Origin of the sequence: Hymenobacter profundi (assembly GCF_019334315.1) — a bacterium.
Lineage (GTDB): Bacteria > Bacteroidota > Bacteroidia > Cytophagales > Hymenobacteraceae > Hymenobacter > Hymenobacter profundi.
Map to the genome: position 1 here is coordinate 51,713 of NZ_JAHWGL010000019.1, position 12,792 is coordinate 64,504.

The following is a 12,792-nucleotide window of genomic DNA, read 5'->3' on the forward strand; positions in this document are numbered from 1 at the left end:
TCTCTCACCTTCCTACCTTGCCTCCCCATTCAACCACCCCCTATGCCACACCTTTTCTCTTCAAAACTTATCCTGCCTACCCTGCTGGCTGCCACTTCCTTGCTAGCTAGCTGTGGAGGCGATTCGGAAAGCCGTAAAATAGCGGAGGCCGAAGCCAAGCCCGATGCTGCTTTTGGTCGATACAAAACGCAATTCATTGATTCGCTGTGGTATTACAACCCAGAGTGGGCTTCCGGCGCCGGCTACCACCGCTACGATTCGCTGCTGACCATTCCCTCGGCAGGGCGGCGGCAGGTAGAGGCCGCCTTTGTGGCGCGTCGCCTGAAAGAGATGCAAACGTGGCAGCTCAACGAGCTATCAACCGACAACCAGATTGATTACCAGCTGATGCAGAACTACCTGCACGGCGCCCGCTGGTACAACGACACCCTGCAAGCCTGGCAGTGGGACCCCTCGAACTACAACGTTAGCGGGGGGGTAGCCGAAATCTTGAACGGCCGCTACCAGCCCCTGGACCGCCGCCTGCGCAATATCTCCCTGAAAATCAACCGCACCACGGACTATTACGAAGCGGCCAAAGCCAATATTAGTCGACCTACAAAAGAGCACACCGAACTGGCCATTCTGCAAACGCAGGGCGGGATGGACGTATTCGGGAAAGCACTGGCCGATTCAGTGGCTCGCTCGGGGCTGTCGGAGCAGGAAAAGCAGCAGCTCACCACGCGTATCGGCGTGACGCGGCTGGCCATGCAGGAGTACGTGCGCTTTCTGAAGGAAGAAGTGCTGCCGAAAAAGAATTTCCGCAGCTTCCGGTTGGGCAAAGCGCTGTTTGATAAGAAGTTCGCTTACGATATTCAGTCGAGCTACACCGCTGAGCAGGTGTATCAGAAGGCGTTGGCGCATAAGCAGGACTTACTGCGCGATATGCAAGTGCGCGCTACCCGTCTCTGGCCCAAATATTTCCCCAATCAGCCCCAGCCCGCCGACACGCTGGCCCTGATTCAGCAGGTCATCAGCAAGCTATCCGCTAAGCACGTGGCAAAGGACGGCTTCGTGGCGGCGGTGAAGGCTCAGATTCCTACCCTCACCAAGTTCGTCGACGACAAGAAGCTGCTGACCCAGGACCCCAGCAAGCCGCTGGTAGTGCGCGAAACGCCCAAATATATGCGCGGCGGTGGCGCGGGTGCCAGCGTATCAGCCCCCGGCCCCTACGATAAGGGAGCCGACACCTACTACAACGTGGAGCCCCTGGACAACCTCACCGACGCTCAGGCCGAGAGCTACCTGCGCGAGTACAACGACTACACCCTGCAAATCCTGAACATCCACGAGGCTATTCCGGGCCACTACACGCAACTGGTGTATGCTAACCGCGCGCCCTCGCTCATCAAGAGCATCTTCGGCAACGGCGCCATGATTGAGGGCTGGGCCGTGTACTCGGAGCGCATGATGCTGGAAAATGGCTACGCTGGCGGCTCCGACGAAATCTGGCTGATGTGGGACAAATGGAACATGCGCGTGACCCTGAATGCCATCCTCGACCACGAAGTGCACGCCGGCAACATCACCGAGGCGCAAGCCGTGGCCATGCTGCGCCGCGACGGTTTTCAGGAAGAAACGGAGGCCCGCAACAAGTGGCGCCGCGCTACCCTCAGCCAGGTGCAGCTCAGTAGCTACTTCAGCGGCTACACCGATATTTATGGCCTACGCGAAGAAGTGAAAAAGCGCGAGGGTAACGATTTCAGCGTGAAGAAGTTCAACGAACAATTCCTGAGCTACGGCAACGCCCCGGTGAAATACATCCGGCAGCTAATGCTGAGAAAGGCTGAGTAGCGTAGAGGAATCTTCTTGATCGTCTACATGGAAAAGCCAGACGACGGTGTTTAAGCAACTCCATCGTCTGGCTTTTCCATGTAGACTATCTACTTCCTATGGTAGCGTGTGCCCACGCAATATGTCAATATGGGAATTTATGGGTTCATTTTTGTGTCTGCGCAGGACAGACACCCACTCAACCCCCTACCTTTGCCGCCCGAAATATGCTGTCCATGAAAATAATCGATACGAACGACGAAGGCCTGCGCACGCTGATTCATGACTACCCCAAGGTGATTGCCAAGTTCACTTCAGCAAATTGCGCTGTCTGCGAACTGCTGGCGCCGCCGTTCGAGAAGTTTGCTGCCGAGCCATCGTATCAGGGCATCGCCTTCCTGCGCCTCGATTCGGACCAGAACCCCGTGGCGAAGAAGATGATGGATGAGCGTGTTGCTCCGTTTTTTGTCATTTATTACAAAGGCCGTATGCTGGAGTGCGATACGCTGAAAACGGAAGAGGAAGTGAAGGCGTATCTTGTTCAGCTACTGAATTACACGCCTACGCCAGTCGTGTAAGGATTATGTTATCTGCGCGTTAAACACGCCCGCAACTCTACACTTGTGTAGTTTTGCGGGCGTGTTTTTTCTGCTTTCCAAGATTCTGTTCTACGCCATTATGCCAGCCGTGTGGCTGCTGGCGTTGCTACTGGGTGCTGTGGTTGTGCGCCGTCCCAGGTGGTCGCGCCGGTTGTTGGTGGCTTGCGCCGTGCTGTTTGTGGTGCTCACCAACGGCGCCCTCCTTAACGAAGCGCTGCTGGCCTGGGAGCTGCCGCCGGTGCGGCCCACGCAGTTGCCAACTCGGTTAGATGCCGGTGTGCTGCTCACGGGTATCACCAAGGGCAGCAAGTCGCCCCACGATCGGGTATACCTCAGCACCGGTGCCGACCGCCTCACCAATGCCCTGTGGCTGTACCGGGCCGGCCGCATCCGGCGCATCATCGTGTCGGGTGGCTCGGGGGAGGTAGGGGGTAGCAAAACCGGACGCTCCGAGGCTGCCCAACTGGCTACGCTGCTGCGCCTCTCGGGCGTGCCGCCGCAGGACATTCTATTGGAGGAACGCAGCCGCAACACCCGCGAAAATGCGCTGTACACCCGGCAGCTACTCACTCAGCACCCGGAAATCAAATCGTTGGTGCTGGTGACTTCCGCCTTTCACCAGCGCCGGGCACTGGGCTGCTTCCAGCAGGTAGGGCTGCACCCCATACCTTTTCCGGCGGGCTACTACTCCGCTAACCGTCAGGCAACCCTCGCTTACTGGCTGCTACCCGATGCCGGCGCCCTGGCCAACTGGAGTATACTGCTCCACGAATTGGTTGGGTATGTGGTGTATAAGGTGCTGGGGTATTGTTGAAATGGTGAAATGGTAAGTAGAAAAAACGTCTGTCATCCTGAGGAGAGCGAAGGACCTTCTGCCAGTTGAACGAGTAGTTGTTACGCCTGTCGCTCAGGCGTGAGAAGGTCCTTCGCTCTGCTCAGGATGACAGATGCCTTTATATCAACTTACTCCGTTTTCTTCTCTTCCGGCTTCTCCTCCGCCGCAATCCACAAGCTCTTCTGATTAACAAACTCGCGAATACCCAGGTAGGAAAGCTCCCGCCCATAGCCCGACTGCTTCACGCCCCCAAACGGCATTTCGGGTGACGACTTCACGATGGCGTTGACGAATACTGCGCCGGCTTCTATGCGGCGGGCCAGGGCCTCGCCGCGCGCCACGTCGCGGGTCCAGATGGAGCCACCCAGGCCGTAGGGCGAGTCGTTGGCGAGGCGAATGGCATCGTCGGCGTCGCGGGCTTCCAGCACCAGCGCCACCGGGCCAAAGAACTCCTCGTGGTAGGCCGGCTGGCCGGGTTGTACGTTGGTCAGAATCATGGGGCGGAACAGGGTAGCGCCAGGCGCATCCTGACCGCCTTCCAGCACAACGTGGGCGCCTTTGGCTACGGAATCCTGCACTTGCTGGGTAAGCGTATCGGCCAGGTCGGGGCGGGCGAGGGGGCCGTATTGCGTGGCTTCGTCGAGTGGGTCGCCAGTTTGAAAGGCCGCCATGTGCTCTTTCAGCTTCTGGGTGAACTCGTCCACTACCGGCTGCTCCACAATGAAGCGTTTGGCCGCAATGCAGCTCTGCCCTGCGTTGATCATGCGCGCCTGGGCAGCATTCTTGGCTGCCACGTTCAAATCAGCGTCGGCCAATACAATAAACGCATCGGAGCCGCCCAGCTCCAGTACGCTTTTCTTGAGGTATTTGCCAGCCAGTGCCGCCACGCTGGCACCGGCGCGGGTACTCCCGGTGAGGGTCACGGCCCGCACCCGGTCGTCGGCCAGCAGCGTTTCTACTTGGTCCGTGTCGATAAGTAGGGTGCGGAAGGTAGCAGGCGGGAAACTGGCATCGTGAAAAATCTTTTCCAGCGCTAGGGCGCACTGCGGTACGTTGGGCGCGTGCTTGAGCAGGCCCACGTTGCCAGCCATCAGCGCCGGCGCGGCAAAGCGAATAACCTGCCACAGCGGAAAGTTCCAGGGCATAATGGCCAGTACCACGCCCAACGGCTCGTGGGCAATTAGGCTGCGTTGGGCTTCCGTCCGGATTTCTTCATCAGCCAGAAAGGCATCAGCATGCTCGGCGTAGTAGTCACAGGTGGTGGCACACTTTTGCGCCTCGGCGCGGCCATCGGCAATGGGCTTGCCCATTTCGATGCTCATCAGGCGGGCCAGTTCTTGCTCCCGTTCCCGCAGCAGAGCGGCGGCGCGGTGCATTCGCTCGGCGCGATGCGCAAAGGAGGTGGTGCGCCATGTGGCGGCAGCCTCGTGGGCCTGCCGCAGAATTTCTTCGGTGTCGGACCAGGCGAAGGGTGCAAACTCTTGCAGCACCTGTCCGGTATGAGGATTGATAGAGGTGATAGCCATTACAGAAAAACAAGCGTCGAAAGGATATAGTTACGCGGGCTTTACGCTTGCGGCCACCCCACCCGAAAACTTATAACACAACCACAACCATAAAGCACGTAGAAGGCTGGGTAGGGCAGGGGCCACACCGGGGAAAGCAAGTCGCACTGCGCGAATAAAACTTTATCCCGTATTTTGCCACCCTATCGGGCCCTCCCCACCGCTGCTTCACTCGCCCATTTATTGTACTAATCTGTGTCAGCTACTACCCTAGAGTCATCGACCTCCTACCCGGAGGAACTGCTCGTACAGCGCTTGCGTGACCGCGACGAGTCAGCCATGACCTTGTTTTATGACAAATATTCGGCAGCGCTGTACGGGGTCATCCTGCGCATCGTAAAGAAGGAAGAAATAGCCGAAGACGTGTTGCAAGAAGGTCTGGTCAAAATCTGGCATTCCTTTCAGTTCTACGATTCGTCCAAAGGGCGGCTTTTTACGTGGGTACTGAATATTTGCCGCAATTTAGCCATTGATAAAATCCGCTCTCGACAGTACCGCGTAGGTACTCGCATGACACCATTGGAGGATAGTGGTGCCATGCATCAGGCGGCCTCCTCCGGGTTTCAGCCTGAGCATATTGGATTGCAGGAAATCACAAATCAGCTCAACCCTGAACAGAAACAAGTGATTGACCTGTTATACTTTGGCGGTTTTACTCAAAGCGAAGTGGCAGAAGAACTCGACTTGCCGTTGGGCACCGTAAAAACTCGGGCCCGGGCAGCAATTAAGGTATTATCAAAATTGATTCGATAGCCGTGGACATTCAGGAATACATCGAATCAGGCATTCTGGAGCAGTACGCCCTCGGCGAGCTACCAGCAGTAGAACAGGCAGAGGTAGAACGCCTGTCTGCTATGCACCCCGCTATCCGGCAGGAGCTGGACAGCGTGATTGAAGCCCTCAGCGGCTATGCGGCACAGTATGCCCAAACACCTCCTGCCGACATGCGCAACCGGGTGTTGGCCGGCTGGAAAGCTGCCATCGACGCCGATGCAGTTGCTCCGGTGCCCGTGGCCGCACCCGAGCCGGTGGTGCGCTCCATCAGCTCGGCGCCGGTAGAAGAAGCTGCACCAGCTGCGCCTCGCTTCAACTGGCTGATGGCCGCTTCTATTGCGTTTCTGCTGCTGAGCGTGGGCATCAACTTCTTGCTCTACTCGAAATGGCAGAACGCCGAAACCAGCCTGGCCGCCGTGGAAAGCGACCGGTCGTTGCTGGCGGCCTCGCACATGGCGGTGGAGAAACGATTGGGCGATCAAACCAATGAGTTGTCGGTGTTGCGCAGTGACGAGTTTCGGACGGTAGCGCTGAACGGCACGCCCGCTGCGCCCAAGGCCCGCGCTAAGGTGCTCTACAATCCCAACACTCGCACCGTGTATGTAGACGTACGCAGCCTACCCGAACCGCCCGCAGGCAAGCAGTACCAGCTGTGGGCCCTCGATAACGGCAAGCCCGTAGACGCGGGTGTGCTGGACTACGCCACCGCTTCCGGCGAAAGCCTGCAACACATGAAAGATATTGCCAGCGCCCAAGCCTTTGCCATGACGGTAGAGGACGCCGGCGGCAGTCCTACCCCCACACTATCGACGATGACGGTGGTAGGCAATATCTAATAACAACGGGCAACAATTTCATCAGAAGCCGTTGCCTGTCACTCACCTCACGAGCGCTTCGTAGCTGAACTATTGGCTATGAAGCGCTTTTTTGCGTATATAGGCTAGATTTTATCTATTTCGCCTTTTAATTCGTGCACGGGACCATCTTTTCGCTGCTGAAACGCTACGTGCAAACGCAGTACGACCATAGCACCTGGGTGCGCCTGGTGGAGCACTCTGGGCTTACGGAGGTGGACTTCGACCACCGCAACGTGTACCCCGATGAGCACATGTATGCCCTGGTAGGGCAGGCAGCTGAAATGACTGGCCTTTCGGCCGATGAGCTGCACGAGAAATTTGGGGAGTACTTGGTGCCGGACTTGCTGTATATGTACCAGAAGTACATCCGGCCGGAGTGGCGGACGCTGGATATGCTGGAGCACACCGAAACGGCCATGCACACACGGGTGAGGGCCGCGCACGAAGGCTATAGGCCGCCTGTGCTGGACGTGCGCCGCGTGGCCCCCGACGAAGTATTTATTGAGTATGTGTCGCCGCGGCGTATGGGGGGGCTGGCGCTAGGCATTGTGCGCGGCTTGGCGCGCTACTTCGATGAGGAAGACCGTATTATAGTAGAGCCGCTTACCAGCGAAAATGGCGAGCGGGTACAAATGCGGGTGCGCTTACTGGCCTAGTGGCGTCTGCCTGCGAGTAAGGGAATATATAACAATAGTAGGGAACACACGCGCCTGTAGAGGCAGCAGCAGGATCTGGCGTACATAGCTCATGAGTAGAACAATGCACTGGAAGGCGATAATGACTTGCATTGGCACCATGCTACTGCTGGTTGGGTGCTCCTCAGGACCCACTGACCCCGGCGAGCAGCGAGGAGAGTCGGTGCCAGCTTTGCGGCGGCAACACTTCGATGCGTATTTTGATAATGACTGGGCCATGCGCCCGCTGTGGGAAGACGGCCACGCCGAAATTGCGCGCTACGACGCCCAGCAGATTATCAACGGCGAGGCGCTACCCTACGAGCTGACCCAGGTAACGCAGTTGGAAGAGTTCAACCAGCAGTTCGACGTGCGGACCGACAGCCTCCAGCGCAACGATGTGTTTCCGGTGATGCACATCAGTCAGTTTGGCTCGCTGCCGACGGCTATGCCGCCTTTTCATTTTCTAACCACGCTGTTTTTCCGGCGCGACCGGCCCACGGTGCTACATAAGCTTACTACTACCCTGCAAGAGCCCGCCGGCAACACGTTTAAGGCGTTTGTGGATGATGACTTGCAGTACGTAGAAACCTACAACTCCTACCACGATGGCCAGGGTGCCGGTCGGCGCCTGCTGCGCCACGAGGTGCTTTTTGAGGATGCGTTGAGCTATTGCTTACGCAGCCTCAGGTTTGCAGATCTACCCTCGTTTGATGTAACCATTGCCGGGCAGCAGCAAACCAGCAGCGCCGCGCCGCCGCTACTCTACCAGGCCCACGTAACGGTAGCCGATCAGGCTGCCACCGATACGCTGGCGGCCAGCTGGCGCGTAACCATCAATCTTAATAAGGAGAAACAAAACGTGTATTGGTTTGCCCACGATTACCCGCATTTGCTGTTGCGCCAGATTACATGGAACGGCCGCTTGCGTCGGCTAAAGTCCGTAATCCGGGCACCTTATGGCATGCAGTAGGGTAGGGCACTTAAACAAGCAGCTAGGCTGCCGGGTTAGACTTATTTACGCTTATTTTCCGTTGAGAAGGTTGCATCACCAACGATGCAGCTATTACAGAGAGAGTACACGGGAAAAATTAAATAAGAAATAACGTACTAACGTTGCTTGCATTTGCATTTATGCCGGTAATTTGCTGATTAAGCCAGTAAGCGGCCAATAACGGGTGTCCTCGGATGGATACTTGCATCGTTAGCCCTGGCTTCTTTTCTGAACAATGAGCGGAAAATGGTATGCGGGTATTCTCCGTATGCTTACCTTACCGTATACGCATAACGCCGTGGCACAAAAACTCAACAAACGCGCTTCCATCACGGACCTTGCAAAGATCCTGAACCTGTCGCCTTCTACTATTTCACGGGCACTCAATGGCCACGCCGACATCAGCGAGGCTACCAAGCAGCGCGTGTGGGAAGTAGCCAAAGAGCTGAATTACCAGCCCAACCACCTAGCTGCCGCCCTGCGCCGGGGCCGTAGCAATATGCTGGGTGTGATTGTGCCTCACATCAACGGGCACTTTTTTCCGTCGATCATGCACGGCATCGAAACGGTAGCCAGCAAGGCGGGCTTCAACGTGATGATCTGCCAGTCGAACGAGGACGTGCAGCGCGAAAAGAACAACATCGACGCCCTGCTGAACGCGCAGGTAGAAGGCATTCTGGTGTCGCTGGCCCGCACTACGCACGATTTTCAGCACTTCGAGAAAGTACGGCAGCAGAATATTCCGCTGGTGTTTTTTGACCGGATGCCGGAGGTTTCCAGCGTGAGCGGCGTGGTGCTCGACGACCACCAGGGGGCCTACATGGCCGTGCGCCACTTGCTGGAGCAGGGTTGCCGCCGCATTGCTCACTTTGCTGGGCCGCAGCACCTGAACATTTACAGCAACCGTCACAAGGGCTACCTCAACGCCCTGCAAGCATTTGGCTTACCCCACGACGAGCAGCTGATGCACTTCCTACCCAAGCTCCAGCAGAACGCCGGCGAGCAGGCTATGCGTGAGCTGTTGCAACTCGCCGAGCCACCTGATGCTATTTTCGGGTCCGGCGACATTCCTGTGGCGGGGGCGCTGGAGGTGCTGCATGCTCAGGGCATTCGGGTGCCGCAGGATATTGCCCTGGCGGGCTTCAGCAACGAGCCGTTCACTACCCTCACCACACCCAAGCTGACATCGGTGGACCAGCGGGGCGAGCAGATGGGGCACTCGGCGGTGCAGCTGTTTCTGCAAATGCTCAAGCGCAGCGACAATTTTGCGCCCCACCGTGTCGTGCTCAAGCCTCAGCTGCACATCCGCGAGTCGTCGATGCGCTAACATATGGCAAGCAACGGCTATGAGTGTCTATAACGACTTATTTGCGCGTGCCCAACAGGAGCAGCGAATGGTAGGTATCCGCAGCAACGCGGGTGAACCGGGGCGTTTTGCCGTTGGGTTTGTGCAGAGCTACAGTGAAGATGTGCTTCTGCTGCGCGTCATCAATCGCGATGGTATGCAAACAGGCATGCAGTCATTCAATCTGAGCGATGTATTTCAAGTTGATTTCAACGACCAATACATTCGCAATGTAGAGTTTAAAGCCAATAATCTGGATCGGGTGTACGCTAGCGTGAAAACACCCTCTTTCCTTACGGTAAGTGAATTAAGCACGCCCTACCTATTGGAAATGGCGCGCGAGCACGAGCAATTGGTGTATTTAAGCACATACCTTTCCACTAGTTTTTATGGTTACGTGCGGCAACTAACGGAGCGCGAAGCGCTACTGGAATGCTACACCGAATTCGGAGTGGCCGATGGCTTGGCGGCAATTCGGGTGGAGGATGTCCGCAACGTAGTATGGAGTGATGAGGACACCCGCGTAATAGAGTTGCACCTGAAGCTTCAGTCCAACGGGTAGGTCAGAAAAAGTAAACCCTGATGGAATAGGGTTGTTGGGGAGGTATCATCAACAACCTTTTGTATGCGTTTTACGGTTTTTCTGTTCGTGTTAACTTGGTGGTTGGGAACGGCTGGCATTGGGTACGCCCAATCGGGCGTAGGGCTGACGCCACTCAACGCCACGCTCGATGGTTACGCCTATCCCTACCCCGTGCACCACCTGCCGTTGCGCCTGGAAGGCCAGCGCTTGCAAATGGCCTATATGGACGTGGCACCAACCGCCAAAGCCAACGGGCGCACGGTGGTGTTGCTGCACGGTAAAAACTTTTTCGGCGCCTACTGGCGCGGTACGGTGCAAACGCTCACGCAGGCCGGCTTTCGGGTGGTAGTGCCCGATCAAATCGGTTTTGGCAAATCGGATAAGCCGGATATCCACTACTCGTTTCACCAATTGGCGCGCAACACCAAGCACCTGCTCGATACGCTGGGCATCCGGCGGGCGGTGGTGGTAGGGCACAGCATGGGTGGCATGCTGGCCACGCGCTTTGCCCTGCTCTACCCCGAAACCACCGAGAAACTGGTGCTCGAAAACCCCATTGGACTCGAAGACTACCGGCTGGCGGTGCCTTTCCGAAGCATCGACGAAGCCACGGCGCAGGAGTTACGCACTACCGCACAAAGCATGCGTGCTTACCATAAGAGCTACTACCCCAATGGCTACCCTGACGCCCACGACGAGTGGCTGACCCCGCTCATTGCGCAACTCGCCCACCCCGATTACGCCAAAGTGGCCCTAGCCAGCGCCCTCACGTACGCCATGATCTATCAACAGCCTGTGTGCTACGAGTTTGCGCGGGTGCAGGTGCCCACCCTGCTCATTATTGGGCAAGACGACCGCACGGTAGTGGGCAAAGGTCTCGTGCGTGACCCTAGCGTATTGGCAACGTTGGGGCAGTACCCGGCGCTTGGCCGCCGCACTGCCAACCAGATAAAAGGAAGCAAATTAGTGCCGCTAGCCGGAGTAGGGCACATTCCGCATGTGCAGGTGCCAGACCAGTTTTACAAAGCGCTATTGGCTTTCCTATAGAAAATAGGTAGTTGAAAACATAGTATATAATAAGGAGGAGCCCGAAAGGCTTCTCTTTTTATGTTACGAGTGTTTTTTTGGGAATTACAGTATATAAACAAGAATATACTTCGTGTATTAGTATAGTGTTATCATGTAAAAGTACAGTTTAAATATATCTAAAAAGGCAAATTGTGCTTATGATATTGGTTCAATATGGATGAAGTGCAAAAACAGCATTAATATTGCTAAGCCAAGCTTGTTGTATCGCATAGATAAGAGATTACAGCTAACTACTAGCGGTACTATCAAGATGATGTCACCGCTTTTTGGATAAAATGAAATGGCTGCTGGCTGTGTAGATAGCAAAAAGCCTATGTTACTATTGGTTGCCACGCCCGCCCCAACCATTCGTGTATGAGCAAAAAGTTTTACTCCTTCCTATTACTTCTGCTACTACCCTTGCTGCTGCACGCGCAGCAACAGCCAGACACGACCAGTCGACAAGAGGCACCCATCCGCAACATTGATATAGAGAACGTAGACGTGTTGCCCAGCGCGGTGGAAATCGACGGCTGGCTGCTGCTGGACAAGGACATTCAGACGGAGCTGGATGGGGCCATGCACAACCTCTACAACTTCAAGTACGACAAAGCCGAGAAGCAATTCCGTTCGCTCCGTCGGCGCTACCCCCAGCACCCCATGCCCTACTTCCTGATGGGCCTGACTACCTGGTGGAAGATTATGCCCAACATTGCGCAAACCAAGCAGTATGATAACCTGCTGTTTGCCTACATGGATACCGCCATTACTTACGCTACTCGCCTCTACGAAGCCGATAACAAAAACTACGAAGCCTGCTTTTTTCTGGCTGCCGCCTACGGGTTTGATGCCCGCCTGAACGGCGAGCGGCACAACTGGCGCCGCGTGACCGTAAGTAGCAAACGCGCCCTCGACTACCTCGAAATTAGCAAGCAGGCCAACGACCTGAGCCCCGAGTTTCTGTGCGGTCAGGCTTTGATCAACTACTACTCGGTGTGGTTGTCAGAAACCTACAAGCTGTTGCGGCCCGTGCTGCTGTTTTTCCCGAAAGGCAACCAACAATTAGGTGTTGAGCAATTGCGCATAGTGGCCAACAATGGCTTCTATGCCGCGCCGGAGGCCAAGTACTTTCTGATGAAAGTCCTGTCTGAGCAAAAAAACTCGGCCCGCGAAGCCTTGGCCGTAGCCCAGCAGCTCCACCAAACCTACCCCGACAATGCCTACTTCGAGCGCCTGTACGCCATGCTGTGCTTCAACGAAGGCGAATTTTGGGAGTGCGAGAAGATCAGCAAGGACATTCTGGACAAGCTAAACCGGGGCCTACCCGGCTACGAAGGCACTAGCGGCCGCTACGCGACCTACTTCATGGGGTGGATTATGCAGAACAAAGTGCGCAACCTGGCCAAAGCCAAGGAATACTACCAGCGCTGCATCGTATTTGCCGAAAGCACTAGCGAAACGCAGAGCGGCTTCTATCTCTACGCCAACCTGAACCTAGCACACCTGGCAAACGGCGAAAAAGACGTGCGCCGCGCCAAGCAGTACTACGCCGTAATAGCAGAGCGCGCCGAGCGCAAATCGGATATGTGCCGTGAAGCCCAAATCTACCTGAAGAACAACTAGAAATAGCGGGGTAGTGCGTTAGAGCAAACTGTCATTCTGAACAGCACGAAGGCCCTTTTCACG

12 protein-coding genes are annotated in these 12,792 nt (G+C 56.1%); 11 read left to right on the forward strand and 1 reads right to left on the reverse strand.

What is annotated here, in order from left to right:
• The first annotated feature begins 42 nt into the window (after nt 1-42).
• The 3 genes from KYK14_RS07270 to KYK14_RS07280 all read left to right on the forward strand — a co-directional run bounded on the left by KYK14_RS07270 (nt 43) and on the right by KYK14_RS07280 (nt 3,225).
• Nucleotides 43-1,833 carry a DUF885 domain-containing protein gene (locus KYK14_RS07270; protein ID WP_219158126.1) on the forward strand — a complete coding sequence of 597 codons (1,791 nt, stop codon included), beginning with the start codon at nt 43-45 and terminating at the stop codon, nt 1,831-1,833.
• A 215-nt stretch (nt 1,834-2,048) separates the two neighbouring features.
• Nucleotides 2,049-2,390 carry a thioredoxin family protein gene (locus KYK14_RS07275; RefSeq protein ID WP_219158128.1) on the forward strand — a complete coding sequence of 114 codons (342 nt, stop codon included), beginning with the start codon at nt 2,049-2,051 and terminating at the stop codon, nt 2,388-2,390.
• A gap of 61 nt (nt 2,391-2,451) precedes the next feature.
• Nucleotides 2,452-3,225, forward strand: coding sequence for a YdcF family protein (locus tag KYK14_RS07280; protein ID WP_219158130.1), 774 nt, complete (start codon nt 2,452-2,454; stop codon nt 3,223-3,225).
• Nucleotides 3,226-3,374: 149 nt separating this feature from the next.
• Here the strand turns inward: KYK14_RS07280 and KYK14_RS07285 are convergent, their stop codons facing one another.
• Nucleotides 3,375-4,772 carry an NAD-dependent succinate-semialdehyde dehydrogenase gene (locus KYK14_RS07285; protein WP_219158132.1) on the reverse strand — a complete coding sequence of 466 codons (1,398 nt, stop codon included), beginning with the start codon at nt 4,770-4,772 and terminating at the stop codon, nt 3,375-3,377.
• Between the two features lie 234 nt (nt 4,773-5,006).
• On the opposite strand from KYK14_RS07285, the gene KYK14_RS07290 reads away from it, so the two are divergent.
• The 8 genes from KYK14_RS07290 (at nt 5,007) to KYK14_RS07325 (ending at nt 12,729) form a co-directional block, all read left to right on the forward strand.
• A complete protein-coding gene (locus KYK14_RS07290; protein ID WP_343217066.1) occupies nt 5,007-5,564 on the forward strand; it encodes an RNA polymerase sigma factor in 558 nt (185 codons plus the stop codon).
• Between the two features lie 2 nt (nt 5,565-5,566).
• A complete protein-coding gene (locus KYK14_RS07295) occupies nt 5,567-6,421 on the forward strand; it encodes an anti-sigma factor (RefSeq protein ID WP_219158134.1) in 855 nt (284 codons plus the stop codon).
• Nucleotides 6,422-6,555: 134 nt separating this feature from the next.
• Nucleotides 6,556-7,098, forward strand: coding sequence for a heme NO-binding domain-containing protein (locus KYK14_RS07300; RefSeq protein WP_219158136.1), 543 nt, complete (start codon nt 6,556-6,558; stop codon nt 7,096-7,098).
• Nucleotides 7,099-7,237: 139 nt separating this feature from the next.
• Nucleotides 7,238-8,089 carry a hypothetical protein gene (locus tag KYK14_RS07305; protein ID WP_219158138.1) on the forward strand — a complete coding sequence of 284 codons (852 nt, stop codon included), beginning with the start codon at nt 7,238-7,240 and terminating at the stop codon, nt 8,087-8,089.
• Nucleotides 8,090-8,378: 289 nt separating this feature from the next.
• Nucleotides 8,379-9,437: a LacI family DNA-binding transcriptional regulator gene (locus tag KYK14_RS07310; RefSeq protein ID WP_208306138.1), complete on the forward strand. Its 1,059-nt coding sequence runs from the start codon at nt 8,379-8,381 to the stop codon at nt 9,435-9,437.
• Between the two features lie 19 nt (nt 9,438-9,456).
• Complete coding sequence (locus tag KYK14_RS07315) at nt 9,457-10,017, forward strand: hypothetical protein (RefSeq protein ID WP_185283369.1); 561 nt, start codon at nt 9,457-9,459, stop codon at nt 10,015-10,017.
• Between the two features lie 63 nt (nt 10,018-10,080).
• Nucleotides 10,081-11,085: an alpha/beta hydrolase gene (locus KYK14_RS07320; protein WP_219158140.1), complete on the forward strand. Its 1,005-nt coding sequence runs from the start codon at nt 10,081-10,083 to the stop codon at nt 11,083-11,085.
• 396 nt (nt 11,086-11,481) lie between these two features.
• Nucleotides 11,482-12,729: a tol-pal system protein YbgF gene (locus tag KYK14_RS07325; protein WP_219158142.1), complete on the forward strand. Its 1,248-nt coding sequence runs from the start codon at nt 11,482-11,484 to the stop codon at nt 12,727-12,729.
• The last annotated feature ends 63 nt before the right edge of the window (nt 12,730-12,792 follow it).